Genomic DNA, 26,676 nt, shown 5'->3' with positions numbered 1-26,676 from the left:
CGGATCCCATGTCACGAGCATCACTACTCGTCCTGGCCGACGGCCGCTTCCCCGCCGGAGGGCACGCCCACTCCGGCGGCGCCGAGGCGGCCGTCAAGGCCGGGCGCGTCACCGGCGCCGCGAGCCTGGAGGACTTCTGCCGCGGGCGGCTGCACACGGCCGGGCGGGTCTCCGCGTCGCTGTCCGCGGCCGCCGTACTCGGCGTGGAGCCGGTGGAGTTGGACGCGGCCGCCGACGCGCGGACGCCGTCCCCCGCGCTGCGGGTCACCGCGCGGAAGCTGGGCCGCCAGCTGATGCGGGCCGCCCGGGCGACCTGGCCGTCGGAGGAACTGGACGACCTGGCACGGCAGTTCCCCAAAGGGGCGCACCAGCCGGTGGTACTCGGGCTCGCGGCTCGGGCGGCGGGGCTGGGGGCTCTGGACGCCGCCTACTGTGCGGCGTACGAGAGTGTCAGCGGGCCGGCGTCGGCCACGGTGCGGTTGCTGAGTCTGGACCCCTTCGACGCGACCCGGGCGCTGGCTCGGCTGGCGCCGGAGCTGGACCGCGTCGCGGATCAGGCGGTGGAGGCGGCTCGGAGGGCTGTCGACGAGGGCGTGGATGCCTTGCCCGCGGCTTCCGCTCCGCTTCTGGAGATCAGCGCGGAGGTGCACGCCGCTTGGGGTGTCCGGTTGTTCGCGTCCTAGCTGTTTTCGCCCCGCCGCCCCTTCCCGTCCCGTTCTCCGGGGGCTTCGCCCCCGGACCCCCGTATCGGCCTGAACGGCCTCGTTCTCAAACGCCGGACGGTCTGGTGGTGCCGGACCGCGCTGAAATGGCACCGCCCGCCTCGAAATTCTGGAGCCGCTCCATGCACCTCGACCACTCCCACGACGGCCCCGCCGCCGTCAGCGCCGACGCTCACCGCCCCGACGGCTCGCACCGCGCGCTGCGGATCGGGCTCGGCGGGCCCGTGGGGTCCGGGAAGACCGCCACCGTCGCCGCGCTCTGCCGGGCGCTGCGCGACGAGTTGTCCCTCGCTGTCGTCACCAACGACATCTACACGCGCGAGGACGCCGAGTTCCTGCTCAGGGAGGCCGTGCTGCCGCCCGAGCGGATCACCGCCGTGGAGACGGGGGCCTGCCCGCACACCGCGATCCGGGACGACATCTCCGCCAACCTCGAAGCGGTCGAGGACCTGGAGGACGAGGTCGGCCCCCTGGACCTGATCCTCGTCGAGTCCGGTGGCGACAACCTCACCGCCACCTTCTCCCGGGGGCTCGTCGACGCGCAGATCTTCGTGATCGACGTCGCCGGCGGAGACGACATTCCGCGCAAGGGCGGTCCGGGCGTCACCACCGCCGACCTCCTCGTCGTCAACAAGACCGACCTCGCCCCGTACGTCGGCTCCGATCTGGCCCGGATGGCGGCCGACGCCAAGGCGCAGCGAGCCGAACTGCCGGTCGTCTTCCAGTCACTCAGGACCGAGGCCGGCGTGCGGGACGTCGCCGCCTGGGTGCGGGCGCAGCTCGCCGCGTGGACGGCATGACCGCGGCCGTGACAGGGGTACGGGCCACCGCGCGGATGCTCGCGCGGGACGACGGCCGCGGGGGTACGTCCCTGCCCGTCCTGGAGGGTGAGGGACCGCTGGCGCTGCGCCGGACCCGGGGGATCGGCAGCCAGGCGCACGTCATGATCGTCGGCGCGATGAGCGGGCCGCTCGGCGGGGACCACTTCGCGGTGGAGGCCGGGGTGGAGGCCGGGGCCCGGCTGCGCGTCGGGTCGGCCGCCGCCACCATCGCACTGCCGGGCCAGGCCAAGGGCGAGTCCCGCTACGACGTGCGGCTCACCGTCGCCGACGGCGGCGAACTGCACTGGCTGCCCGAGCAGTTGATCTCGGCGCACGGCAGCGACCTGTACGTCACGACGCGTGTCGAACTCGGTGCGAGGGCCCGGCTCGTCCTGCGCGAGGAGCAGGTGCTCGGGCGGTCCGGTGAGGAGCCGGGGCGGCTCGGCAGCCGTCTGGTCGTCCGGGTCGCGGGGCGTACCGTGCTGGACCAGGAGCTGTCCTGCGGGCCCGGAGCGCCGGAAGGCTGGGACGGGCCCGCCGTGCTCGCGGGACATCGGGCGGTCGGGCAAGCCGTCGTCGTACGACCGGAGTTCGCGGAGGAACCGGTGACGGCGCGGGTGCTGGGGGAGGGGGCCGTGATCGTGCCGCTCGCGGGTCCCGCCGCGCTGGTGACCGCGGTGGCGCCGGACGCGCTGAAGCTTCGGCGGGTCCTGGACGAGGCGCTGACCTCCCTCGGTTGAGGGCGAGGGAGCGGGGACCGTCTAGCGAACGCCCCAGTCCGGTTATCGGATTGGCAAAGAAGGTCAACAACCCCTGTTCTCAGGGAGCTCACAGCCGCGAGGATCCCCGTACCACTCGCAACGACGTACGGGGAGGCCCCACTTGAGGGACAAGAGAGCGACGAGGCGGGCGACGGCGCTCGGTACGGCCGGAGCGCTCGTCACAGCGACCCTGATAGCCGGGGCCGTGACGGCGCCCGCCGCGAGCGCGGACACCCGGCACGGCCAGGACCGCGAGGCCCGCGGCGCCGCGATCGCCGCCGCCAAGGCCGAGAAGGCCGGGATCGACTGGCAGGACTGCCCGGCCGACTGGAACCTGGAGAAGCCGATCCAGTGCGGCTATGTCACCGTGCCGCTCGACTACGCCAAGCCGTACGGCAAGCAGATCAAGCTCGCCGTCGACCGGATCGGCAACACGGGCACGAAGGAGGAGCGCCTGGGCGCCCTCGTCTACAACCCGGGCGGACCGGGCGGCTCCGGCCTGCGCTTCCCGCGCCGGGTCACCACCAAGGCACCGGTGTGGGCCAACACGGCCAAGGCGTACGACTTCGTGGGCTTCGACCCGCGCGGCGTCGGCAAGTCGGCGCCCATCTCCTGCGCCGACCCGCAGGAGTTCGTGAAGGCGCCCAAGATGGACCCGGTGCCGGACTCCGAGGCCGACAAGCTGGCCCAGCGCAAGCTCGCCCGCGAGTACGCCGAGGGCTGCTACGAGCGCAGCGGCGAGATGCTGCCGCACATGACCACGCCGAACACCGCGCGCGACCTCGACGTCATCCGCGCCGCGCTCGGCGAGAAGAAGCTCAACTTCCTCGGCGTCTCCTACGGCACCTACCTCGGCGCGGTCTACGGCACCCTGTTCCCGGGCCATGTCCGGCGCATGGTCGTCGACAGCGTCGTCAACCCGTCGCGGGAGAAGATCTGGTACGAGGCCAACCTCGACCAGGACGTCGCCTTCGAGGGCCGCTGGAAGGACTGGCAGGACTGGGTCGCCGCCAATGACGCCGTCTTCCACCTCGGCGCCACGCGGGCCGAAGTCCAGGTGAAGTGGCTGGAGTTGCGTGCCGCGGCGAAGAAGAGCCCGATCGGCGGGGTCGTCGGACCGGCCGAGCTGCTGGGCTTCTTCACGGGCGCCCCGTACTACGACTCCTCGTGGATTCCGGTCGCCACCGTGTTCAGCAAGTACTTCGCCGGCGACACCCAGGCGCTCGTCGACGCGGCCGCCCCGGACATGACCGACACCGCGGGCAACATCGCCTCGGAGAACGGCAACGCCGTCTACACGGCCGTGGAGTGCACCGACGCCAAGTGGCCCACCAGCTGGAAGAAGTGGGACCGGGACAACACGCGGCTGCACCAGAACTACCCCTTCCTGACCTGGTCCAACGCGTGGATGAACCTGCCGTGCGCGACCTGGCCGGTCAAGCAGCAGACGCCGGTCGACGTCAAGACGGGCAAGGGGCTGCCGGGGGTGCTGATCGTGCAGGCCGAGCATGACGCCGCCACGCCGTACGGCGGCGCCGTCGAACTGCACAAGCGCTTCAAGGGCTCCCGCCTGATCACCGAGAAGGACGCGGGCTCCCACGGCGTGACCAGCCTGGTCAACCCCTGCATCAACCAGCGGGTGGACACCTACCTGCTCACCGGCAAGCTGGACGGCTCCGACGTGACGTGCGGACCGCACGTGACGCCGAAGCCGTAACCGGTACGCCGGGGGAGGGAGGGCGGCCGTCACCGACGGCCGCCCCCCTTTCGCTCAGGCCTCGGGCGCGTCGAGCGCGTCGAGAAACGCGTCCTCCGCCGCGTAGTCGAAGAGGTCGCCGTACGCCTGGGCCATCTTCGGGTACGCCTCCCGCCAGTCCCGCCCGGCGAGTTGGCCCTCGATAAACGCGACGGTGTCCGGCAGCGTCTGCGCGTACCGGACGACCGGGCGGTAGCCCAACTCCCGTTCCGCCGCGGACATGTCGCACACCACGGGCTTCGGCACCGACCACGGCGTGTCACCCACCGTGGGCTCCGGCGGCGGTCCGTCCACCAGGACGCTCTCGCTCTCGGTCCCCATCACGGCGTCGATCTCCCGGGCGATCTCCGCCACCGTCAAGGCGTCCGGATCCACGGCGTTGAGGACCCGGGTGCCCGGCCGCGCGGCGGCCAGCCGGATCAGCTCCGCGATGGTGTGGACGCTCGCCGGATGGAACCGGCTCCCGCCGCCGTAGGACAGGATGCGCCTGGGCCGGCCGTCCAGGTTGCGCTTGACGAAGTAGAGCTCGCGCGGAGTCCGGCAGTGCGGTCCGTGGATCGCACCGGCGCGCAGCAGTGTGGCCGGCAACCGCGCCCCGGCGCCGAGGAGTTCGTTCTCCAGGCCCGCCTTGCGGGTGCTGTAGGAGGTGTCGCCCGGCCGGACGGTCCGCTGGTCCTCCGTGATCGGCACCGGGTACTCGGGGAAGCCGTCCGGTTCCTTCTGGGTGTCGAAGCCCCGGCCCTTGTCGTCCTCGTACACCGACACGCTGGAGATCACCACGGCCGATCCCACACGATCGCCCAGCGAGATCAACTGCCGTGCGTGCCCGGGCCCGTAGGCCACCATGTCGACCAGGACGTCACATCCGGCGCCGACCGCCGCGGCCAGGGCCGCGTCGTCCTCCCGGTCCGCCCGCACCGCACGCACACCGTCGGGCCAGCCCTCGTCGTGACCGCCGCCGCGCGAGACGGCCGTCACCTCCCAGCCGTCCCGGGCCAGCACGCCCGCGGCCACCCGCCCGATCTGTCCTGTCGCTCCGACCACCACAGCACGTCTCATGCGGCGACCGTACGACCCGGCCCGCCGCGGCTGCCAGACGCTCTGCCGACAGCAGAGGTCAACGCAGCGGCAGCCGGGGGAACCTGCGCTCCTTCTCGGAGCGCGCCGCGGCCTCCTCCGCCTTGGCGACGGCCGCGTACTGGTCGACGTACTCCTGCTCGGAGAGCGTCAGGATCGCGTACATGATCTCGTCGGTGATCGCGCGCAGGATCGCCTTCTCGTTCTCCATGCCGGCGTACCGGGAGAAGTCGAGGGGCTTGCCGAAGCGGATCACCACGGGGTGGATGTTGGGGACGAGCTTGCCGGGGGGCTGGGCCTCGAAGGTGCCGATCATCGCGCAGGGGATGACCGGTACTTGGGCCTTGAGCGCCATCACGGCGACGCCGACCTTGCCCTTGTAGAGCCGGCCGTCGTGGGAGCGGGTGCCCTCCGGGTAGATGCCGAGCAGTTCGTCCTTGCTCAGGACGCCGAGCCCTTCGCGGATCGCGGCCTGGCCCGCCTCCTTGCCGGAACGGTCCACCGGGATCTGCCCGGCGCTGCGGAAGAAGGTCGCGACCAGCCGGCCCCTGATGCCGGGGCCCGTGAAGTACTCGGCCTTCGCCAGGAAGGTGATGCGCCGCTTCAGGACCGCGGGCATCAGGAAGTGGTCCGAGAAAGAAAGGTGGTTGCCCGCGACGATGGCCGCGCCCGATGCCGGAACGTGTTCAAGGCCTTCTATTCGAGGGCGGAAGACCAGTCTCAGCAACGGCCCCAAGAACACGTATTTGAGCAGGTAGTAGAACAAGGGGGGTCGCTCCTCACTCCGGCGGTCGGCTCGACCGCCGCGTTAAAGCAGGTCAACCGGCACGTCGTGGGGATGCCAGTGTAGGCCCAGGCCGCGGCCGCCGGAACTGGAGCGGACGGGCTCGGGCAAGGGTTTGGCCGATCCGCGACGGGCCGGCGGCGGTCGGGCCGGCGTCGCCTGCACGTCCGTCCACACAGCCGTACGCACGACCGCGCTCATGGCCGTACTCACAGTCTGACAATGATCAGGGCCGTGTCGTCCGTGGCGCCACCGGGAGGCAGCAACTCCAGCAGAACGGCGTCGGCGAGGGTCTCGGGATCCACGGCCCGGTGGCGGCGCAGGGAGTCGGCCAGACGGGCCAGACCGGTGTCGATGTCCTCGCGGCGCCGCTCCACCAGGCCGTCGGTGTACAGGGCGAGGATGGCGCCGTCCGTGAAGGTGGTGTCGGCCTGCGGCCTGCGGATCGGGTCGGGGCGGGCGTCCAGCGGGGGGTCGGTGGCCCGGTCGAGGAACTCCACCCCGCCGTCGGGATGGACCAGGACGGGCGGCGGGTGGCCGGCGCTGCTGTAGCTGATCGTGTGCCGGTCGAAGTCGATGAACGTGGTGACCACGGTGGCCGATTCGGCGCCGTCGACCACGTTGGCGTACCGGCCGAGGACGTCCAGCGCCTGGGCGGGCCCCTCGGCGACCCGGGAGGTGGCGCTCAGCGCGCTGCGCAGCTGGCCCATGACACCGGCCGCCTTCAGTCCGTGACCGACCACGTCGCCCACGGAGACGCCGAGCCGGTGGCCGCCGACCAGGTCGACCAGGTCGTACCAGTCGCCGCACACGTTCAGCGCGCCGACCGCGGGCCGGTAGCGGACGGCGGCCCGGTGGTCGCCCACCTGCCGGCGGGCGGGCAGCATCGCCTCCTGAAGGGCGAGGGCCACCTCGCGCTCGCGGGCGTGGGCCCGCCGCAGCCGCTCGTTGACGTCCTGCAGTTCGCGGGCGCGCGTGTACAGCTCGGCCTCCAGCACCCGGGTCCGGCCGGTGCTCCGGCCGCCGCGGGCCCGGATCAGCTCGGTGACCTCCTCCACCCGGTGCACCACCAGCACGACCTCCCCGTCCGGGCCGAACACCGGCGCGTTGCACGGGCTCCAGTACCGCTCCTGCCAGTGCCCGGGCCGCTCGGGGTCCTCGACGTCGTACCGCTGCAACGCCATCGCGTCGCGTTCGCCGGTGGCCAGCACCCGCTGCAGCGAGGCCGCCAGGTTGCGCATGCCGTTCGCATCGGGGTCGTTGGGGTTGTCCGGGAAGACCTCGAACAGATGGTGTCCCACGATCTGCTCGCGCTTGCGGCCGGTGACCCGCAGGAATTCCTCGTTGACGTCCGCGTACACCAGTTCGGGCGTAAGTGCGGCCACCATTCCGGGCAGGGACTGGAACAGCGTCGCGTAGTCGATCGCCGCATCGTTCATCGCATCCGCTCTCGCCACCGGGATCGTCCCAGTTTCGCACGATATGCGCAGTCTCGTTCCGTGTCGGTCGGTCCGTGGTCACGCCGGAGGATCAGTGAGCGACTGCTCCGCCCAGATGACCTTTCCCTCGGGAAGGAAACGGGTGCCCCATCGCTGGGTGAACTGGGAGACCAGCAGCAGTCCGCGCCCGCCCTCGTCCAGGGTGCGGGGGTGGCGCAGATGGGGTGCCGTGGCACCGCCGTCGAAGGCCTCGCAGATCAGCGTCCGGTCCTTGATCAGCCGGAGCCGGATGGGACCGGTGGCGTGCCGGATGGCGTTGGTGACCAGTTCGCTGACGACGAGTTCCGTGGTGAAGGCCAGCTCGTCCAGCCCCCAGTCCGTCAGCCGGCGGCTGGCCGCCTTGCGGGCGTCGGCGACGACGGCCGGGTCGGCGGGGAGCTCCCAGGACGCGACCTGATCGGCGCCGAGGCGCCGGGTACGGGCCATCAGCAGCGCCACGTCGTCGTGCGGCCGGGCCGGGACGAGGTCGTTCACGACCGCTCGGCAGCGCTGGTCGAGGGAGGACGCCGACCGCTCCAGCGCCCGCCGCAGCCGCTCCCGGTCGGTGTCCAGGGCCCACTCCTCGCCGCCGGCCAGCAGACCGTCGGTGTACAGCGCGAGCGTGCTGCCCTCCGGCAGGATCATCTCGACCGACTCGAACGGCCGGCCGCCGGCGCCCAGCGGCGGCCCCTGCGGCAGGTCGACGAACATGATCGTCCCGTCCGGCCGGACCACCGCGGGCGCGGGATGCCCGGCGGCGGCCATCGAACACCGCCCGTCGACCGGGTCGTGCACGACGTACAGACACCCGGAACCCACCTCCTGCGCGTCGGCGCCAGCCTCGGCGTCCGGTGCTCCGCTCTCCTCCTGCGCGGTGCGCGCCACCACGTCGTCGAGGTGCGCCAGCACCTCGTCCGGGGGCAGATCCAGCGCCGCGAGGGTCCGTACGGCGGTCCGCAGCCGTCCCATGGCCGCGGCGGCGGCGATGCCGTGACCGGGCACCTCTCCCACGACGAGGGCCACCCGGGCGCCGGAGAGCGGGATCACGTCGTACCAGTCGCCGCCGAGGCCGGTCAGTTCGTTCGCCGGGCGGTAGTAGGCGGCCACCTCCACCGCGTCCTGGTCGGGCAGCCGGTGCGGGAGCAGGTTGCGCTGCAGCGCCAGTGCCGCGTCCCGCTCGCGGGTGTAGCGCCGTGCGTTGTCCACGCACACCGCGGCCCGCGAGACCAGGTCCTCGGCGAGGCTCAGGTCCTCCTCCTCGAAGGGCTCCTGCCGGTGACGCCGGAAGAAGGTGGTGACGCCGAGCGTGACACCCCGCGCCCGGACCGGCACGACCATCACGCTGTGCAGGCCGGGATCCGGGAACGTGCCCCCGGGGCCGCCGGAGCTGTCCGCACCCCATTCCGGGGCGAGCGGGTCCCCCCGCTCCTCGCGCCGGGGCAGGCCGGTGGCGAGGCACCGGATCTGCGGAGAGCCCGGCGGGTAGGCGGCGGGGTCGCCGATACCGACGGTGGGGGCGGCGGCAGGCTCGGCACCTTCCTGGCCGTCCGAGCCCTCATCGGTCGACCTCCGCCCCGCCCGTCGCAGCCGTACCGGATCCGTCCCGTCCAGCGGCCCGGGCGCCGGCTCCGCTCCCCGCAGCACCGACTCCAGCAGGTCCACGACGACCAGGTCGGCGAGCGCCGGTACGGCCACGTCGGCCAGCTCCTGCGCCGTCCGCACGATGTCCAGGCTGCGGCCGATGTACTCGCCGGCCCGGTCGAGGAGGGCCAGCCGCTGCCGGGCGCGGTGGTGCCCGGTGATGTCGACGACGGTGTAGTACACGCCCATCGGGTGACCCCGCTCGTCGTCGAGCCGGGTGAACGACATCACGTGCGCGGTCTCCCGGTGCGGCGCGGAGCGCACGCTGCCGACGTGCTCGTATCCGATGACCGGCTCCCCGGTCGTCAGCGCGTGCCGCATCTGCGCCTCGATGGCAGCGGAGTCCAGGCCCGGCTGTATGTCCGCCAGCCGCAGCCCGAGCCGCCGCTCGGGCGGTCCGCCGCCGAACTGGGCCAGGGCCGCGTTCGACCACACGTACCGCAGGTCGGTGTCCACGATGGCGATGCCGACGGGCGACCGGGCGGCCATCTGCTCCAGCACGGTGCGCTGCATGTCCCAGCCGGGGGCCTCGGCCATCTCCGACATCAGCATGAGCCACCGGGACGGCCCCCGGGACTCCTCGGCGGAGGCGATCCGGACCATCACCCTCACCGGCCGCCCGTCGCCGCGGCGCACCGACAGCAGCCCCGCCCAGCCGCCGTTCGTGCGCCACTGCTCGACCAGGTGCGGCACCCGTCCGGCGTCCTCGGCGGTCAGCAGGTCAGCCAGGCTCGTGCCGACCGCCTCGGCGGCCGGGTACCCCAGCAGCCGCTGCGCGTCGGCGCTCCAGCTGGTCACCACCCCCGCCGCGTCCAGCAGCAGTGACGCCGCGTCCGCCACGTCGAACCGCCGGCGGGACACCTCGTGCTCCTCAAATGTGCCCACTGCCGACCCCTCCGTCGCTGAGAGTGGTCTACCACCTCCTGACTCAATCTTGCCCCGCGACGACGGGACCGCACCGCGCCGCGGCCGGGGAGTTGAGTGGGGGGCCGCGGCACTCCGCCCGCGCGGCGGCCGACACCCACCCGCCCGGCTCAGTCCCGCCCGAGCACCCTGCGCAGCGCCCCGAGCGCCGACATCAGCTCCGCCTCCGTGATCGTCAGCGGCGGGGCCAGCCGGATGGTCGAGCCGTGCGTGTCCTTGGCCAGGACGCCCTCACGGAGGAGCCCCTGGCCGATCTCGCGGCCGCTGCCGATGGCCGGGTCGATGTCGACGCCCGCCCACAGGCCGCGGGAGCGGAAGCCGACCACGCCCCGGCCGACCAGTGCGGCGAGGCCGTCGCGCAGCACCTCGCCCAGCTCGGCCGCCCGGCGCTGGAAATCACCCGTCTCCAGCAATTCCACGACCGCCGTGCCGACCGCCGCGGCGAGCGGGTTGCCGCCGAACGTGGAGCCGTGCTCGCCCGGCCGGAGTACGCCCAGCACGTCCCGGCGGCCCACCACCGCCGACACCGGCACGATCCCGCCACCCAGCGCCTTGCCCAGCAGAAGCAGGTCCGGGACCACCCCCTCGTGTTCGACGGCGAGCGTTTGGCCCGTGCGGCCGAGCCCCGACTGGATCTCGTCGGCGATGAAGAGGCAGCCCGTGCGGCGGGTCAGCTCGCGTACGCCGGTCAGGTAGCCCTCGTCGGGGATGACGACTCCCGCCTCGCCCTGGATCGGCTCGATCAGCACCGCCGCCGTCGTCTCGTCGACGGCCGCCTCCAGCGCGGCCAGGTCGTTGTACGGGACGACGCGGAAACCCGGCGTGAACGGGCCGAAGCCGGACCTTGCCGTCTCGTCCGTGGAGAACGACACGATCGTCGTCGTACGGCCGTGGAAGTTGTCCGCGGCGACCACGATCGTCGCCTGATCGGCCGGGACGCCCTTCACCTCGTACGCCCACTTGCGGGCCACCTTGATGCCGCTCTCGACCGCCTCCGCGCCCGTGTTCATCGGCAGCACCATGTCCAGCCCCGTCAACTCGGACAGACGCTCCGCGAATTCGGCGAGCCGGTCGTTGTGGAAGGCGCGCGAGGTGAGGGTGAGGCGGTCGAGCTGCGCGTGGGCCGCCTCGACCAGCGCGGGGTGGCGGTGGCCGAAGTTGAGGGCCGAGTAGCCGGCCAGCATGTCGAGGTAGCGGCGGCCCTCGACGTCCTCCACCCAGGTGCCCTCGGCGCGGGCGACGACCACGGGCAGCGGGTGGTAGTTGTGCGCGAGGACCGGCTCCTCGGCGCGGATCAGGTCGGCGGAGGTACGCGTACGGACAGGAACACGGGCGGGAGCTGTCATGAGCGGATCTCCTGGGTGCAGCACTTGATGCCGCCGCCGGCCTTCTGGAACTCGGAGAGGTCGACGGGGACGGGGACATAGCCGTGGTCGGAGAGGCGGGAGGCGAGCGCCTCGGCGCGTGGCGCGATGAAGACGTTCCGGCCGTCGGACACGGAGTTGAGGCCGAAGGCCATCGCGTCGTCACGGGTGGCGAGCACCGCGTCCGGGTACAGCCGGGCCAGTACCTCGCGGCTGCCGGTGGAGAAGGCCTCGGGGTAGTACACGATGTTTCCCTCGCGCCCGGCGTCCAGCACGAACAACGCCGTGTCGAGGTGGTAGAAGTACGGGTCCACCAGCGTCAGGCTGATCACCGGATGGCCGAAGAACTCCTGCACCTCGCGATGCGCCTCCCGGGTCGTCCGGAAGCCGGTGCCGGCCAGCATGTACCGGCCGGTCCACACCAGGTCGCCCTCGCCCTCGCAGACGGACCGCGGGCGGTGGACGTCGTAGCCCGCCGCCTGGAACCAGGTGTCGTAGTGCGTGGACTCGGGGCGGCGCTCGGGGGCGTGGAAGAGGGAGCCGAAGACGCGGCCGTCGACGACGACCGCCGAGTTCGCGGCGAAGACCATGTCCGGGAGCCCGGGGACGGGTTCCAGGGTGTCGACGTCGTGGCCGTGCGTGCGATAGGCACTGATCAGCGCCTGCCACTGCTCGTGGGCCAGATCGACGTCGACGAGGGTGTCGGGATGCATCCAGGGGTTGATCGCGTACTGCACGGCGAAGTGTCTGGGTTCGCAGACGAGGAAGCGCCGCCGGCACGGCACACGGGAATCGGTCACAGAGGGGTTCCTCCGCTTCCTGCGGTGTCGACTGAGGGTTGACACCACGGTAGAAAGCGACCGAGACGGCCGACAAGAAACAAGAATTGCGTGTTCGCGCAGGAATGCTGCGTCTTCGGCCGGATCAGCGCTCGTCTCGTGCGCGTCCCGGCGTCTCCTCCGGCGCGGGCTGGCTGGCGCCCGCCTCCGGGCTCTCCGGCAGCAGGTGCGACAGCACCATCACGCTGATCGTCTTGCGGATGAACGGCTCGACGCGGATGCGCTCCAGCACCTCCTCGAAGTGCTGCACGTCCCGCGCCCGCACGTGCAGCAACGCGTCCGCCCCGCCGGTCACCGTCATCGCCGCGGTGATCTCCGGGTGGTTGCGCATCACCTCCGCGAGCCGCCGGGGCGGGGCCGCGCCCTCGCAGTACACCTCGACGTACGCCTCCGTACGCCAGCCCAGCGCCGACGGCTTCACCGTCGCCGTGAACCCGGTGATCACGCCCGTGTCCCGCATCCGGTCCACACGCCGCTTGACCGCCGTCGCGGACAGCCCCACGGCCGCGCCGATCTCGGCGAAACTGGTCCTGGCGTTCGCCATCAAAGCGGTGACGATCTTCCGGTCGAGCTCGTCGAACGGCGCGGGCCTGCTGCTCATGCGGGCACTGTATCCAGCGGAAAGGTCCTGACCCCTCCACGTGTGCAGGCGTACGAATAACTCCTACACTCCGGGTTCATGCTGCGCGCCCTGGCTGTCGACGACGAACGCCCCTCGCTGGAGGAACTGCTCTACCTCCTGAACGCCGATCCCCGCATCGACAGCGCGGAGGGCGCCGGCGACGCGACCGAGGCGCTGCGCCGCATCAACCGCGCCCTGGAGTCCGGCCCCGACGGGCCGGAGGCGATCGACGTCGTCTTCCTCGACATCAACATGCCCGGCCTCGACGGACTGGACCTCGCCCGGCTGCTGACCGGTTTCGCCAAGCCGCCGCTCGTCGTGTTCGTCACCGCCCACGAGGACTTCGCCGTACAGGCCTTCGACCTCAAGGCCGTCGACTACGTGCTCAAGCCCGTCCGCAAGGAACGCCTCGCGGAGGCCGTCCGCCGCGCCGCCGAACGCAGCGACCTGGGCCCCCGCATCCCCGTGCACGAACCCGACCCGGACCACATACCCGTGGAACTCGGCGGCGTGACCCGCTTCGTCTCCGTCGACGACATCACGCACGTCGAGGCGCAGGGCGACTACGCCCGGCTGCACACCGACAAGGGCAGCCACCTCGTACGGATCCCGCTGTCCACCCTTGAGGACCGCTGGCGGGGCCGTGGCTTCGTCCGCATCCACCGCCGGCACCTGGTCGCGCTGCGCCACGTCGGCGAACTGCGGCTGGACGCGGGCACGGTGAGCGTCGTCGTCGGCTCCGAGGAACTCCAGGTCAGCCGCCGCCACGCCCGTGAGCTGCGGGACCTGCTGATGAGGAGGCCCTGACGTGCCCCAGGACCCCGCCGACCGCCGAGTCGTCGTCACCGGCCCGCCCCGGCGCACCCTCCCCCACGCTCGGCTTCGCTCGCGCGGGCGGTACCCCCACGCCTCCGGCTCCTACCGCCCGCGCACCGAGATCGACGAACAGACCACCCTCGGCCACACGTACGTCCGCTCCCTGATGCGCAGCCAACTGCGCGCCGGCCTCGCCGTGTTCGCGTTCCTCGGCCTGCTCATCGGCCCACTGCCCCTGCTCTTCGCGGCGCTGCCGGACGCCCGCCGCCTCGAATGGGCGGTCCTCGGCTTCGGCCTCTACCTCCCCCTGGTCCTGCTCGCCCGCTGGTACGTGCGGCGCGCCGAGCGCAACGAACGGGACTTCGTGCGCCTCGTAGAAGACCGATGAACTCCGGCTACGCCGTTCCCGCGGTCGCCCTGGTCGTCGTGGCGACCGTCCTCGTCGGTGCCTTCGGCCTGCGCATATCCCGAACGACCTCGGACTTCTACGTCGCCTCCCGCACCGTCGGCCCCCGCCTCAACGCGGCCGCCATCAGCGGTGAGTACCTCTCCGCCGCCTCCTTCCTGGGCATCGCCGGCCTGGTCCTGGTCCAGGGCCCGGACATGCTCTGGTATCCGGTCGGCTACACCGCCGGCTACCTGGTCCTGCTGCTGTTCGTCGCCGCCCCGCTGCGCCGCTCCGGCGCCTACACGCTCCCCGACTTCGCCGAGGCCCGGCTCGCCTCCCAGGCGGTACGGCGACTCGCGGGCGCCTTCGTCGTGGGCGTCGGCTGGCTGTACCTGCTGCCCCAACTCCAGGGAGCGGGACTCACGTTGACCGTGCTGACGAGCGCGCCCGAATGGCTCGGGGGAGTGATCGTCGCGGTCGTGGTCGTCGCCACCGTCGCCGCCGGCGGCATGCGCAGCATCACCTTCGTGCAGGCCTTCCAGTACTGGCTCAAACTCACCGCCCTGCTCGTCCCCGCCCTCTTCCTGGTCCTCGCCTGGCAGGGCGACGGATCCCCCCGCCACGCCTTCGAGGAACCGGCCACCTTCCGCGAACAGCGGGTCGTCCGCGTCGACACGAGCCTGGACCTCAAGCTGGAGGCGCCGCTGACGGTCACGGTGAGCGGCACGGTCGACGGCCGCCCGCACGACGGCCGACGCCTCCGCCTGCCCGCCGGCACCCACCGCATCGAACAGGGCACCCGCCTCACCTTCGCCAAGGGCGCCACCGTCCCGGCCGCCGACCGCGGCAGCAACGGCGGCATGTCGACCTCCCTGGCCGCGAGCCGCGAGGAACGCCCGCTGTACGCCACCTACGGGCTGATCCTCGCCACCTTCCTCGGCACCATGGGCCTGCCGCACGTCGTCGTCCGCTTCTACACCAGCCCGCACGGAGTCGCCGCCCGCCGCACCACGGTCGCCGTCCTCGGCCTGATCGGCGCCTTCTACCTGCTGCCACCCGTGTACGGCGCCCTCGGCCGGCTCTACGCCCCCGAACTCACCATCACCGGCGACGCGGACGCCGCCGTCCTGCTGCTGCCCGAACGCATGATCGGCGGCCTCGGCGGCGACCTGCTCGGCGCCCTGGTGGCCGGCGGGGCCTTCGCCGCGTTCCTGTCCACCGCCTCGGGCCTGACCATGGCCGTGGCGGGCGTCCTCACCCAGGACGTCCTGCCCTCGCGCGGCGTACGGCACTTCCGACTGGGCACGGTCCTCGCCATGGCCGTGCCGCTCGCGGCGAGCACGCTGGTCGGCGGACTGCCCGTCGCCGACGCGGTGGGGCTGGCCTTCGCCGTCTCGGCCTCGTCGTTCTGCCCGCTGCTCGTCCTCGGCATCTGGTGGCGGCGGCTGACCCCGCCAGGCGCGGCCGCCGGGATGCTGGTGGGCGGCGGCTCCGCGTTCCTGGCCGTGGCCGCGACCATGGCGGGCTTCCCGGGCACCGGCCCGCTGCACGCCCTGCTCGCCTGGCCCGCCCTCTGGTCGGTACCCCTGGGCTTCCTCACCATGGTGCTGGTGTCCCTGGCGACGCCGGGCCGGGTACCGGCGGGCACGGCGGCGATCCTGGCCCGCTTCCATCTGCCGGAGGAACTGCGGGAAGAACTGCGCGAAGAGGTGAAGGCGTGAGCGGATTCCTCGCCGGGCTGTGCGTGGCGATCCTGCCTCTGCTGGCCGCCGGCTTCTGGCTCGGCAGGCGCACCGCGCGCCCCCAGAACCTCGGCGGACTCGGCACCCCCGTCGAGCACGCCACCTTCCAGACCCTGCACACCGCCTCCCTCGCCGCGCCCCCGCTGCGGGCCGGACTCACCGAGGAGACCGCGCGCAAGTCGGCCCGCCGGCTGCGCACCCTGCTCGGCACGGACGCGCTGTGTCTCACGGACCAGGAGCAGGTCCTGGTCTGGGACGGCGTCGGCGACCACCACCGCACCGAGATCATGGAACTCCTCGCCGGCCCTTTGGACACCGGCCGCGGCGAGGCCTTCCGCCTGACGTGCGACGTCCCCGACTGCCCGGTCCGCTGGGCGGTCGTCGCCCCCCTCACCGTCGACGACCGGATCCACGGAGCCCTCGTCGCCTGCGCGCCCCGCGAGTCCGCGGTCCTCGTCCGCGCGGCCGGAGAGGTCGCCCGCTGGGTCTCCGTACAACTCGAACTCGCCGACCTCGACCAGTCCCGCACCCGTCTCATCGAGGCCGAGATCAAGGCCCTGCGCGCCCAGATCTCCCCCCACTTCATCTTCAACTCGCTCGCGGTGATCGCCTCGTTCGTCCGCACCGACCCCGAGCGCGCCCGTGAACTGCTCCTGGAATTCGCCGACTTCACCCGCTACTCGTTCCGCCGGCACGGCGACTTCACCACCCTCGCCGACGAACTGCACGCCATCGACCACTACCTGGCGCTCGTCCGGGCACGCTTCGGCGACCGCCTCTCCGTCACCCTGCAGATCGCCCCCGAGGTGCTGCCGGTCGCCCTGCCCTTCCTGTGCCTGCAGCCGCTCGTCGAGAACGCCGTCAAGCACGGCCTGGAGGGCAAGGCCGCGGTCGCCGGCAAGATCCACATCAGCATCACCGCCCAGGACACCGGCGCCGAGGCCCTGGTGGTCATCGAGGACGACGGCGCGGGCATGGACCCCGGCCTGCTGCGCCGCATCCTCGCGGGCGAGGTCAGTCCCTCGGGCGGCATCGGGCTGTCCAACGTCGACGACCGGCTCCGCCAGGTCTACGGAGACGACCACGGCCTCGTCATCGAGACGGCCGTCGGCGCGGGAATGAAAATCACCGCCCGGCTGCCGAAGTACCAGCCGGGGGTGCATTCGGCGGGCCGCCTCAGCGGCGGCTAGGGCCTGTCCGGCGGATCCAGTCGCAGGACATCCGCGGCGTCTCATCGACGCAGGTGAGCGGGGCCTGGTGCGTCGAGCTGCAAGGCGGAGGAGGGCGTCGACGTGGAGCGTCGGCAACCGACGGCAACACCGCAGATCGGCGTGCCAGGCCCCGCGTCTGCGGCATGATCCGCCGGACAGGCCTTAGTGCCCCGGCAGGCATCAGGTGCTGCGCGTGGCCACCATCCCGAGGGTGATCAGCCCCAGCACGACCCAGCCGAACCACAGCCAGCCGTTGCTTCCGAGCGCCACCGTGTAGGCGGTCACCGCGACGAGGCCGCCTACGGTGAGCACCCCCATCGTTCTGGTCGAGCTGTCCGTGGAACCGGGCATCGCAACACCCTCCTCATGATTGGTCCTTCTCCATGGTGCCCCCGTTCTGCTTCCGTACGGTGCATACGACGAAATGCGTGCCGTTCTTCCAGGCACCCTCGCTCGTCCAGGAGCCCGCCGTGTACACCGACGGATCGAAGCCGTAGTCGGCCGGCGGTACCGCACGCCCGCACGCCACGTCCGACTCGGTGCGCGCCTCGGCCAGCGTGACGTCCGCGTCCAACCGGGTGAACCCGAGCACCACCTCGTCGTGCGCCCCCGCGCAGGACACCAGCCGGGCGTCCCGGTTGGAGCGGACGTCGAGACAGTCCCGCTTCTGCATGGTCGCCGTGTCCGCGAAGGCCGCGCCCATCTCGCGGTGCCGGCCTACCGGCCCGTACACCGGACCGTGCGCACCCAGCACCAGACAGGCCGTGCGCCGCCCGGCCGCCTCGAAACCGCCCGCGGTCGGCACGACCGCGAAGCTCCGCACGTCCGCGAGCCTGTCCCGGACCACCCGCGTCCGCTCCTCGCACCGGGCGGGCCCCAGCCGCCGCGCCTCGTCCGCCGACGCGGCCGCGACGAACGCCAGTACCTGCCCGTCCGGTGCCGCCCCGGTCCCGCAGCCCGGGTCCAGGAGCAGCCGGGGCGTGCCCTGGAAGGGCCGCGTGCCCGCCCAGTCGGCGAGCACACAGTCACCGTCCCGCAGCGGCTTGGCCAGCCCGACGCTCTCCCCGTACGGCGGTCCGCTCCCGTCGCCGCCGGGGGTGGTGGTCCGGTCCGCCAGGGCGTACCAGACACCGCCCAGGGCGAGGACCATACCGAGACCGCAGGCGAGGACGGCCCGCAGAGCGTGCGAGCGCTCCCGCCGCCGCCTGACGGGCGCGGCCGGCGGCGAGGGCGTGAAGGGCGGCCCGAACCCGTGCGGGTCCGCGGAGAGGCCCGGCCCGTGCGGATCCAGGGTCGGACCGAGGCCCCGCGGATCAGCGGTCGGCCTGATCCCGCGCGGATCGGCGGTCGGCGACCCGAATCCGCGCGAGTCCGCCACCGGCCCGAATCCGGACCCGGGCGGGCCCATCGGCGGCGCGGTCACCTCCGCCCAGGGCGGCTGCGACCCCAGGTCGGTCTGCGTCCGGGAGTACGCCTCGGCCTGCGGGGTGACGATCCGCGACAGCGCCGCCTCCGCCTCCGCCGCCGACAACCGCTGCGCGGGCTCCTTCGCGAGCAGCGCGGCCAGGACCGGCCCCAGCGCCCCGGCGCGTACGGCCGGACGCGGTTTCTCCATGACCACCGCGGTCACCTCGGCGAGGTGCGACTCCCGCTCGAAGGGCCCCCGGCCCTCGACGGCGTGGTAGAGCGTGCAGCCCAGCGAGAACAGGTCGGCGGCCGCCGTGGGCGCCCCGCCCGTGGCCCGCTCCGGCGCCAGATAGCCGGCGGTCCCCACGAGCACGGACGCCAGCGTGTAACGCGTCTCGCCGGCGTCCGGCTGCACGGAGATGCCGTAGTCGGTGAGCAGCACACGACCGTACGGAGCCCCGGTGCGATCCGGCGCGAGCAGGATGTTCGCCGGTTTCACGTCCCGGTGCATGACGCCCCGCTGGTGCCCCGCGGTCAGCGCGTCGAGCACGGCGAGGCCGACGCGGGCGCACTCGGCCGGGGCGAGCGGTCCCCTCGTCCGGACCAGCTCACGCAGGTCGACCGCGCCCGCCACGTACTCCATGACGATCCACGGCAGCCCCTCGTGCTCCAGCACGTCGTGCACGGTCACCACATGCGGATGGCCGCGCAGCCCGGCCGCGTACCGCGCCTCGGCACGGGCCCGGGCGACCCGCGCGTCCCGCTCGTGACCGGCCTCGACCGGGTCCCGGAAGACGATCTCCTTGAGCGCGACCTCGCAGGCGAGTCTCCGGTCGTGGGCGAGCCACACATGGCCCATGCCGCCGCTGCCGAGCTGGTTCAGCAGCTGATATCGGCCGGCGATGACCCGGCCCACTCCCGATGTCGGTGATCCTGAAGGCATCCGGTGACTCCCGGGTTCTGCGCTACGTGGTCGCACCGGCGGATCCGCTGCCCGCCGGGGCGCTCGTGGCCGGTTCGCTGCTCGCCGGTCCGCTGGTGACGGGCACGCTGCTCTGAGGCGGCGCACTGCTGGTGACCGGGGCACTGGTCGGGGCCGAGCTGGTCACCTGCGGCGGCGAACCGGTGGGAGGCGCCGGGGGGGCCGAGCTCGTCGAAGGCGGCGCGGAACCGGGCGGCCGGCTGGACGGGATGGCCGTGTCCGGCGCGGAGCTGGCCGGCGGGCTGGAGGAGGTCGGCGCGGAATTTGGCGGCGGACCCGCAGGCGGGCTCGACCCGGGCGATCCCGAGCCGGACGACCTACCGCCCGACGTATCGCTCGACGTACCGGACGAGGGCGCCGAGGGCGACGCCCCGCTCCCGCTGCTCGACGGCGGCGGTGTGGTGGTCGGCCCGGAGGACCCGGATGACCCGGGCGGTGCCGGGGGAGCGGTCGACCCGCCGGACGGGCCACTGGACGTACCACCGGACGTACCGCCGGTCGTACCACCGGACGTACCGCCGGTCGTACCGTCGGACGTACCTCCGGGTCCGCCCCCGCGGGACTCGCCCCCCGCCACGCTCAGCGTCACGTACTCCCCGAACCGCAGCTCGGTCCCCGCCGGCGGATCGGACGCCGTGACCCTGGCACCGTTCGGCGGCAGCCCCTTCCCGTCGTACCCGGCCGCCAGACCCGAGTCGGCCAACCGCCGGCTCGCCTGCCCGAACGTCGTCCCGGCGAGGTCCGGCACCGCGCGCCGCTTCCGTGCGTCGAACGTGGAGTCGTCCTCGCCCGTCGTGCCGACCGGCCGGTTGATGCCCCGACCGGGCTCCTCGACGTCGACGAGGGCGATCCGCTCCGGCGTCCGGGGCGCGGGCCGCACGGCCACCACCTGGGACCGCTCGTAGCCCTGCCACTCCTCGTTGCCGTCCTCGAACTCGACCGAGATCCGGCTTGTGTCACCCTCGAAAGGCCGCAGTGGATTTCCGCACGAGCACTTCACGGCCGGCTGTCCCTGCCGATCCACCAGAATCGCGATTCCCGCCTGGAGCAGCGAGTCGTAGGGGACGGCCTTTCCCTTTTTGTAGTCGTGGTTCTTCACGAGAGTGTCGTGACGCAGGAGAACAGGCGTCAGCCGTTCCAGATAATCCGGAATCCCGTTCTTCGAGATCTCCAGGGCACGCGCCCACGCCTTTGCCTTCCCGTCATGGGCGGGATCGGTGAGGAACTGTTCGAGCCGGTCGACGTCACAGATCGTCGGTTGCTTGGAACCCCCGTACAGGCCGGGCGTGTCCCCCTGCTGCAGACCGCCGTGCACGGCCTGGGACCGGACCTGGGCATCCTTGCCGAGCCCGCTGTCCTCGTCGAAGAACGGCGCCGGTGAGGGCACGCCCGCCGCGACCGCCTTCACCACGGCCAAGGGCGTTTCTCTGTCGCATCCGCTCAGCGTGAGAACGAAAACCAGGAAGCACGCAATCCTTTTCCCGGCCCCTTGCATAAATGCGCGAAGTGTCATCACCGCTCCCCCCGGCGGTTCCCCCATCGCGCTTCATGCTACTGAACAAGAAGCCTTTCAACGCCCGCGTGCGTTCAATGAGGCCAAATAGGCGTTGTAGGCCTCGAGTTCCTTGTCGCCGTCCCGGTCGGCGGCCCGGTCCGTTCGCCTGGCCTGTCGCTGCTCGGAGCGGTACCACTGGAACAGCAGTGCGATCAGCACCAGCACGGAGGGGATCTCGCTGAACGCCCACGCGATGCCGCCGGCCGCGTTCTGGTCGGAGAGCGCGTCGATGCCGAGCGAAGCGGGCGGGTTCTTGAACGTCTCGACCATCGGCTCGGAGGCCATCATCAGCGCGATGCCGAAGAACGCGTGGAACGGCATGCCCGCGAACAGCTCCAGCATCCGCATCAGGTAGCCCGGCCGGTTGGGGCCCGGGTCCACTCCCATGATGGGCCAGAAGAACACGACGCCGACGGCGAGGAAGTGCACCATCATCGCGATGTGCCCGGTCTTGGAGCCCATCAGGAAGTCGAAGATCGGCGTGAAGTACAGCGCGTACAGGCTCGCGATGAACAGCGGGATGGTGAACGCCGGGTGTGTGATGATCCGCATGTACCGGCTGTGCAGGAACATCAGCAGCAGCTCGCGCGGCCCCTTGCTGCCCCTGGCCGCGGGCGGCAGCGCGCGCAGCGCCAGCGTGACGGGGGCGCCGAGCAGCAGCAGGATCGGCGACAGCATGCTGATCACCATGTGCTGCACCATGTGCACGCTGAACATGACCATTCCGTAGTCGTTCAGCCGGGTGCACATCACGAGCCCTATGGACAGCACGCCCACGACATACGCGATGGTCCGCCCCACCGGCCAGGCGTCCCCGCGCCGCCGCAGCCGCACGACCCCCCACCCGTACAGGGCGAGCCCCATCACACAGGCCACCAGGAAGAACGGGTCCGCCGACCACTGAAGACCCCGCCCCAGCGTGAACGGCGGCAGATCCATGGTCATGCCGTGCCCGCTGTGATCCATCCAACGGCTCCTGATTCGTGGGGGTTGTGCGTGTCTGTCCGCAGACAGACTAGAACTGCCCCCGGCGACCACTGTCACCGGGGGCAGTCGGTCACCCGCGCGTCAGAGAACGCACTCGGCCTCGTCGTACCGCTCCACCGGGACCGTCTTCAGCGTCTTCACGGCCTCCGCCAGCGACACCATGACGATGTCGGTCCCTTGCAGGGCGGTCATCTTCCCGAACTCACCCCGGTGCACGGCCTCCACCGCGTGCCAGCCGAACCGGGTGGCCAGCACCCGGTCGTACGCGGTGGGCGTCCCGCCCCGCTGCACGTGACCGAGTATCACCGGCCGGGCTTCCTTCCCCAGCCGCTGTTCCAGCTCGATCGACAGCTGCCGCGCGATCCCGGCGAACCGCTCGTGACCGTAGACGTCCTTGGCACCCTCGTCGAAGCTCATGCTGCCGGGCCGCGGCTTGGCCCCCTCCGCGGCGACCACGATCGCGAACCGCTTGCCCGCCGCGAACCGCTCGCCGACCTTCGCCGTCAACTCCTCGATGTCGAAGGGCCGTTCCGGTACGACGATGGCGTGCGCGCCGGCCGCCATGCCGGAGTGCAGCGCTATCCACCCGGTGTGGCGGCCCATGACCTCGACGACGAGCACCCGCTGGTGGGACTCGGCGGTGGTCTTCAGCCGGTCCAGCGCCTCCGTCGCGACACCGACGGCCGTGTCGAAACCGAACGTGACGTCCGTGACGGCGATGTCGTTGTCGATGGTCTTCGGCACGCCCACGATGGGCAGACCGTTGTCCGACATCAGCCGGGCCGCCTTGAGCGTGCCCTCACCGCCGATGGGGATGATGGCGTCGAGGCCGAGCTCCTCGACGTGGCCCCGGGCCCGTTCCACGCCGTCCCGCAGATGGGAGGGCTGGACCCGGGAGGAACCGAGGATCGTGCCGCCGCGCGCCAGGATGCCGCTCACCGAGTCGAGGTCGAGCTTGAGGTAGTCGCACTCCAGGAGGCCCTTCCAGCCGTCCCGGAAACCGATGACCTCGTCGCCGTGGTCGGCGACGGCGCGGTGCACGACGGACCGGATGACGGCGTTCAGGCCGGGGCAGTCGCCGCCGGACGTGAGGACACCAATGCGCATAGCCCGAAACCTTCTCGACGTGGGCCGGATCCGGACCACGTTGTCCGGCTCGATCCCCGCCACCCTAACGGGAGGAGGGGGCGGGGCCGTACCGTGCGTCCGCCTGCTGGACGACCCCGCTCACCTGTGCGGGCCCATGGTCAGACGGGCTGCTGAAGCCCGGCTGGAGAGACGGCGTACGCGCAGGTCAAGCGGCCACACGGGAGCACGCGGGCCACGCGGGTCACGCCGGCTGCTGCGCAGAGGCGATGCGTTCGCTGCGGAGCGCCTCGTACCACCGGTCGTCGGTCGGCGGCAGCGCGTTGACGTCGAGCGCCAGCTTCAGCAGCAGGTCGGCGATCAGCGGGTTCCGTGCCAGCACGGGCCCGTGCATGTACGTACCGAAGACCGTGTCGTTGTACGCGCCCTCCGTGCCGTCCCCCGTGCCGTTGCCCTTGCCGAGGCGGACCTGGGCGAAGGGGCGGGCGGTGGGGCCCAGGTGGGTGACGCCCTGGTGGTTCTCGAAGCCGGTCAGCGGGGGCATGCCGAGGCGCGGGTCGATGTCGGCGAGCACGTCGCCGACGCACCGGTCGCCCTCGCCGCGCGTGGAGACCACGTCGAGCAGGCCGAGGCCGGGCTCGCGCTGGCCGAGGTCGTTGATGAACTCGTGGCCGAGGATTTGATAGCCGGCGCACACCGAGAAGACGATCGCGCCGTTCCCGACGGCCCGGTGCAGACCGCCGTCCCGGCGCAGCCGCTCGGCCGCGAGCCGCTGCGGCCGGTCCTCGCCGCCGCCGATCAGGTAGATGTCGCCGGAGGTCGGGATCGGCTGGTCGCTGCGCACGTCGAGCCGGGCCACGTCCAGGCCGCGCTGCCGGGCCCGGCGTTCCACGACGAGGACGTTGCCCTGGTCGCCGTACGTGCTCAGCAGGTCGGGATAGATCCAGACGATCCGCAGTTGGTTGTCGCTCACAAAAGTCCCCTGAAGTCCGTAGCTCAGTTGCCGACGCGGCGGCGCAGGTCCTGGAAGGCGGTGTAGTTGGCGATGACCTCGATGCGGCCGGGCGGGGACAGCTGCACCGCCTGGTCGAGGTTCTCGCACACCTGGAACTGCTGGTTGGCCACCTCCAGGCGGACCGCGAGGTCCAGCTTGCGGTCGCCGACCACGCAGATCGGGTGGCCGGTCAGCCGCGTGTAGTCGACGTCCCACAGCCAGGAGGTGTCGGTGCCGTCGGCGCCGCGCGCGTTCACCGAGAGGATCACCGGGGTCGGCGGCGGATCGATCAGGCTGAACGTTTCGAGCCAGCCGGCCGGGTTCTTCGCGAGCAGCAGTCTGAGGTCGCGCTCCATGAACTGGACGACGTCGTAGCGTCCGGCGACGGCCTGCACCTGGTACATGCGCTCCAGGGCGACCTGCGGCGGTACGCCGAAAACGGCGGCGACGGCGGCCGAGGAGGCGGCGTTCGCCTTGTTGGCGCGGCCCGGCAGCTGGAGGTGGATCGGCCACGCGGAGCCGTGCGGATCCAGGACGTGGTCACCGGACAGGGCCCAGCTCGGCGTCGGCCGGCGGAAGCCGCACTCGCCGCAGAACCAGTCGTCGCCCGGGCGCTGCATCACGCCACCGCAGGACGGGCAGGACCAGGCGTCGTCCTTCCACATCTGCCCGGCGGCGACCCACACCACGTTGGGGGAGGAGGACGCGGCCCACACCACCAGCGGGTCGTCCGCGTTGGCCACGATGACGGCCTTGGAACCGGCCAGCCCCTCCCGCCAGTTCTCGGCGAGCATCCGGGTCTCGGCGGCACGGTCGAGCTGGTCGCGGGAGAGGTTGAGCAGGGCGATGCACTTGGGGTCGGTGTCCCGGGCGACGCCCGCGAGGTACTTCTCGTCGACCTCGATGACGCCGTACCGGGCCTCCGACCTGCCCGCCAGCGCCGAGGTGATGCCGGCCGGCATGTTGGCGCCGAGCGCGTTGGAGACGACCGGACCCGCGGCACGCAGTGCCTCGGCGATCAAACGCGTGGTCGTGGTCTTGCCGTTGGTCGCCGACACCAGGACGACGTCCAGGTTCTGGGCGAGCCGGGCGAGGAGGTCGGGGTCGAGTTTGAGTGCCACCCGGCCGCCGATCACCGAACCGCTGCCGCGCCCCGCGGCGCGCGATGCCGCCGCGACCGCCTTGCCCGCGGTCACGGCGATCTTGGCCCGCGGCGAGAGCGGGTCCGAGTTGCCTGCCATCAGTTCTCGATCCTCCTTGCGTACGCGCCGCGCCCCTGCCTTCGGCAACGTGGTGTGGGCCTCAGCCTATCGAGATCCATTCGCACTCCCGAATCGCGGCGCCCGCGCGACGTGCGCGTCACTGGGAGGACCGTACCCTTGCCGCCATGCGACACGGCCCGATCCCGGGCGCCCACGGGCGCGTCCGGCCCCTCACGCTGCTCGGCGACGACGTTCTGCACGCCCCCTGCGAGGAGGTCACCGACTTCGGCCCCGAACTGGCGGCACTCGTGGAGGACTTGTTCGCGACCATGTACGCCGCGCAGGGCGTGGGCCTGGCCGCGAACCAGATCGGCGTGCCGTTGCGGGTGTTCGTCCACGACTGTCCGGACGACGAAGAGGTGCGCCACGTGGGCCACGTGGTGAACCCCACTCTCGTCGAGAAGGACGGCGTCGTCCTGCGCGGCACGGAGGGCTGCCTGTCCCTGCCGGGCCTGGAGGCGGGAACGGAACGCCACGACCACGCGGTGATCGAGGGGTACACGGTGCGGGGCGAACCGATCACCGTCCACGGCACGGGTTTCTTCGCGCGATGCCTGCAGCACGAGTACGACCACCTGGAGGGCCGCATCTACGCGGACAGGCTGAGCGGCTGGCGCCACAGACGCCTGATGCGACAGGCGTCCCGAGCCTCTTGGCGCCGGTGAGCGTATTCCCCCAGGGGCGCGGGGAACCGCGCGACGAGCCCCCACCGGCCCGCACACGACACACGACCGTCAGAACCCCGGACCGCCCACCTTGTCTCCCGCCGCGGCCAGCCGCCCCCACAACAGGTCGGCCAGGCTCCGCACCAACTCGGCCCGTGAGCAGGGCCGTTCCACCAGCCACCAGTCACCGGCCGCGTGCATCATCCCGACGATCCCGTGCCCCCAGACGCGGGCCAGCTGCTGGCCCCCCGGGCCCAGGTCCACCCGCTCCTCGATGACCTGCGCCAACTCCTCGCCCATCCTGCGAAGCAGCGGCGCACTGTGCTTGTTGACGTCGAACCCCGGGTCGCCGACCTGGCCGCCTTCCGCCGGATGCATCAGGAAGCGGTACACCTGGGGCCGCGCCTCGATCGCCGCCAGATACGTGTCCAGCGTCGCCTCGACCCGGTCCCGCCGGTCCGCCGGAGCGTCCACCGCCGCGCGGAGCGAATCGAGCAGCGCGTCAGTGTGCCGCTTGGCCAAGGCCGCGTAAAGTCCGCCCTTGTCGCCGAAGTGGCGGTAAAGGATCGGCTTGGTGATGCCGGCCTCCGCGGCGATGGCGTTCATAGAGGCCTGCGGGCCGTCGCGCAGCACCACCCTGTCCGCGGCCTCCAGCAGCTCACGCCGACGGCGGTCGGCGGACCGTTGCTGATCGGTCCGCTGCGTGGTGTCCATGAGCTCTCCCCACCCGTGCTTATTTAGGTAACGCCTGCGCAAACTAACACCCAGCATGCCGGGGGCATCGAACGGGCT

General features: G+C 72.1%; 25 protein-coding genes and 1 pseudogene. 11 read left to right on the top strand and 15 right to left on the bottom strand.

Annotation, left to right across the window (positions count from 1 at the left end):
• Positions 1-8 precede the first annotated feature (8 nt).
• The 4 genes from KUM49_RS41060 to KUM49_RS41045 all read left to right on the top strand — a co-directional run bounded on the left by KUM49_RS41060 (position 9) and on the right by KUM49_RS41045 (position 4,021).
• Complete coding sequence (locus KUM49_RS41060) at positions 9-683, top strand: urease accessory protein UreF (protein WP_217242034.1); 675 nt, start codon at positions 9-11, stop codon at positions 681-683.
• Between the two features lie 161 nt (positions 684-844).
• Complete coding sequence (gene ureG / locus KUM49_RS41055; protein WP_217242033.1) at positions 845-1,522, top strand: urease accessory protein UreG; 678 nt, start codon at positions 845-847, stop codon at positions 1,520-1,522.
• Entirely contained in the window at positions 1,519-2,283 is a 765-nt protein-coding gene (locus KUM49_RS41050; protein WP_217242032.1) for an urease accessory protein UreD, read from the top strand. Before ureG ends, KUM49_RS41050 begins: the two co-directional genes overlap by 4 nt.
• 142 nt (positions 2,284-2,425) lie before the next feature.
• Complete coding sequence (locus tag KUM49_RS41045; protein WP_217242031.1) at positions 2,426-4,021, top strand: alpha/beta hydrolase; 1,596 nt, start codon at positions 2,426-2,428, stop codon at positions 4,019-4,021.
• A 54-nt stretch (positions 4,022-4,075) separates the two neighbouring features.
• Here the strand turns inward: KUM49_RS41045 and KUM49_RS41040 are convergent, their stop codons facing one another.
• The 7 genes from KUM49_RS41040 to KUM49_RS41010 all read right to left on the bottom strand — a co-directional run bounded on the left by KUM49_RS41040 (position 4,076) and on the right by KUM49_RS41010 (position 12,768).
• The gene (locus KUM49_RS41040; RefSeq protein WP_254402542.1) at positions 4,076-5,119 is read right to left on the bottom strand and encodes an NAD(P)-dependent oxidoreductase; all 1,044 of its coding nucleotides are present in this window, start codon (positions 5,117-5,119) and stop codon (positions 4,076-4,078) included.
• A gap of 58 nt (positions 5,120-5,177) precedes the next feature.
• Positions 5,178-5,903, bottom strand: coding sequence for a 1-acyl-sn-glycerol-3-phosphate acyltransferase (locus tag KUM49_RS41035; RefSeq protein ID WP_217242030.1), 726 nt, complete (start codon positions 5,901-5,903; stop codon positions 5,178-5,180).
• Between the two features lie 227 nt (positions 5,904-6,130).
• Positions 6,131-7,360: a PP2C family protein-serine/threonine phosphatase gene (locus KUM49_RS41030; protein WP_217242029.1), complete on the bottom strand. Its 1,230-nt coding sequence runs from the start codon at positions 7,358-7,360 to the stop codon at positions 6,131-6,133.
• Between the two features lie 78 nt (positions 7,361-7,438).
• Positions 7,439-9,925, bottom strand: a complete 2,487-nt coding sequence (locus KUM49_RS41025) for a SpoIIE family protein phosphatase (protein ID WP_217242028.1) — start codon at positions 9,923-9,925, stop codon at positions 7,439-7,441.
• Between the two features lie 149 nt (positions 9,926-10,074).
• Complete coding sequence (gene rocD / locus KUM49_RS41020) at positions 10,075-11,310, bottom strand: ornithine--oxo-acid transaminase (protein ID WP_217242027.1); 1,236 nt, start codon at positions 11,308-11,310, stop codon at positions 10,075-10,077.
• Positions 11,307-12,128, bottom strand: coding sequence for a dimethylargininase (gene ddaH, locus KUM49_RS41015; RefSeq protein ID WP_217242026.1), 822 nt, complete (start codon positions 12,126-12,128; stop codon positions 11,307-11,309). Before ddaH ends, rocD begins: the two co-directional genes overlap by 4 nt.
• A 124-nt stretch (positions 12,129-12,252) precedes the next feature.
• Complete coding sequence (locus tag KUM49_RS41010; protein ID WP_217242025.1) at positions 12,253-12,768, bottom strand: Lrp/AsnC family transcriptional regulator; 516 nt, start codon at positions 12,766-12,768, stop codon at positions 12,253-12,255.
• A gap of 78 nt (positions 12,769-12,846) precedes the next feature.
• Between KUM49_RS41010 and KUM49_RS41005 the strand changes: the two genes are divergently transcribed.
• Genes KUM49_RS41005 through KUM49_RS40990 form a run of 4 tightly spaced genes read left to right on the top strand, consistent with a single transcriptional unit; the run spans position 12,847 to position 16,925 of the window.
• A complete protein-coding gene (locus tag KUM49_RS41005; protein ID WP_217242024.1) occupies positions 12,847-13,596 on the top strand; it encodes a LytTR family DNA-binding domain-containing protein in 750 nt (249 codons plus the stop codon).
• 1 nt (position 13,597) lies between these two features.
• Complete coding sequence (locus tag KUM49_RS41000; protein ID WP_217242023.1) at positions 13,598-13,993, top strand: hypothetical protein; 396 nt, start codon at positions 13,598-13,600, stop codon at positions 13,991-13,993.
• Positions 13,990-15,714 carry a cation acetate symporter gene (locus KUM49_RS40995; protein WP_217242022.1) on the top strand — a complete coding sequence of 575 codons (1,725 nt, stop codon included), beginning with the start codon at positions 13,990-13,992 and terminating at the stop codon, positions 15,712-15,714. Before KUM49_RS41000 ends, KUM49_RS40995 begins: the two co-directional genes overlap by 4 nt.
• Entirely contained in the window at positions 15,711-16,925 is a 1,215-nt protein-coding gene (locus KUM49_RS40990) for a sensor histidine kinase (RefSeq protein ID WP_217242021.1), read from the top strand. The genes KUM49_RS40995 and KUM49_RS40990 overlap by 4 nt, the downstream gene beginning before the upstream one ends.
• 201 nt (positions 16,926-17,126) lie before the next feature.
• Here KUM49_RS40990 and KUM49_RS40985 read toward each other — a convergent pair whose 3' ends face one another.
• Together KUM49_RS40985 and KUM49_RS40980 are read right to left on the bottom strand one after the other, a co-directional pair.
• Positions 17,127-17,297: a hypothetical protein gene (locus KUM49_RS40985; protein WP_203615133.1), complete on the bottom strand. Its 171-nt coding sequence runs from the start codon at positions 17,295-17,297 to the stop codon at positions 17,127-17,129.
• A gap of 13 nt (positions 17,298-17,310) precedes the next feature.
• Positions 17,311-19,296 (bottom strand): serine/threonine-protein kinase, encoded by a 1,986-nt coding sequence (locus KUM49_RS40980; protein WP_217242020.1) that lies wholly within the window; start codon positions 19,294-19,296, stop codon positions 17,311-17,313.
• Between KUM49_RS40980 and KUM49_RS50495 the strand changes: the two genes are divergently transcribed.
• Positions 19,275-19,412 (top strand): hypothetical protein, encoded by a 138-nt coding sequence (locus KUM49_RS50495; protein WP_308406988.1) that lies wholly within the window; start codon positions 19,275-19,277, stop codon positions 19,410-19,412. The genes KUM49_RS40980 and KUM49_RS50495 overlap by 22 nt on opposite strands.
• Before the next feature lie 554 nt (positions 19,413-19,966).
• On the opposite strand, the pseudogene KUM49_RS50490 reads toward KUM49_RS50495, so the two are convergent.
• Positions 19,967-20,587: pseudogene (locus KUM49_RS50490) on the bottom strand (DUF6777 domain-containing protein); the annotation flags it as partial.
• Between KUM49_RS50490 and KUM49_RS50485 the strand changes: the two are divergent.
• The gene (locus KUM49_RS50485) at positions 20,540-20,716 is read left to right on the top strand and encodes a hypothetical protein (protein ID WP_308406987.1); all 177 of its coding nucleotides are present in this window, start codon (positions 20,540-20,542) and stop codon (positions 20,714-20,716) included. The pseudogene KUM49_RS50490 and the gene KUM49_RS50485 sit on opposite strands and share 48 nt — an antisense overlap.
• Before the next feature lie 189 nt (positions 20,717-20,905).
• On the opposite strand, the gene KUM49_RS40970 is transcribed toward KUM49_RS50485, so the two are convergent.
• From KUM49_RS40970 to KUM49_RS40955, 4 genes are all read right to left on the bottom strand, one after another.
• Positions 20,906-21,856 carry a cytochrome c oxidase assembly protein gene (locus KUM49_RS40970; protein ID WP_217242018.1) on the bottom strand — a complete coding sequence of 317 codons (951 nt, stop codon included), beginning with the start codon at positions 21,854-21,856 and terminating at the stop codon, positions 20,906-20,908.
• Positions 21,857-21,958: 102 nt separating this feature from the next.
• The gene (locus KUM49_RS40965) at positions 21,959-22,984 is read right to left on the bottom strand and encodes a 6-phosphofructokinase (protein ID WP_217242017.1); all 1,026 of its coding nucleotides are present in this window, start codon (positions 22,982-22,984) and stop codon (positions 21,959-21,961) included.
• A gap of 223 nt (positions 22,985-23,207) precedes the next feature.
• Positions 23,208-23,936 (bottom strand): type 1 glutamine amidotransferase, encoded by a 729-nt coding sequence (locus tag KUM49_RS40960; protein WP_217242016.1) that lies wholly within the window; start codon positions 23,934-23,936, stop codon positions 23,208-23,210.
• Positions 23,937-23,959: 23 nt separating this feature from the next.
• Positions 23,960-25,198 (bottom strand): MurT ligase domain-containing protein, encoded by a 1,239-nt coding sequence (locus KUM49_RS40955; protein ID WP_217242015.1) that lies wholly within the window; start codon positions 25,196-25,198, stop codon positions 23,960-23,962.
• Positions 25,199-25,344: 146 nt separating this feature from the next.
• Between KUM49_RS40955 and def the strand changes: the two genes are divergently transcribed.
• Entirely contained in the window at positions 25,345-25,884 is a 540-nt protein-coding gene (gene def, locus KUM49_RS40950; protein WP_217242014.1) for a peptide deformylase, read from the top strand.
• A 69-nt stretch (positions 25,885-25,953) separates the two neighbouring features.
• On the opposite strand, the gene KUM49_RS40945 is transcribed toward def, so the two are convergent.
• Positions 25,954-26,598 carry a TetR family transcriptional regulator gene (locus KUM49_RS40945; RefSeq protein WP_217242013.1) on the bottom strand — a complete coding sequence of 215 codons (645 nt, stop codon included), beginning with the start codon at positions 26,596-26,598 and terminating at the stop codon, positions 25,954-25,956.
• Positions 26,599-26,676 lie beyond the last annotated feature (78 nt).

The sequence above is a fragment of the Streptomyces sp. AC555_RSS877 genome, assembly GCF_019049245.1.
Classification (GTDB): domain Bacteria; phylum Actinomycetota; class Actinomycetes; order Streptomycetales; family Streptomycetaceae; genus Streptomyces.
The sequence above is the reverse complement of the archived record's forward strand: the minus strand, read 5'-3'. Positions and strand labels throughout refer to the sequence as shown.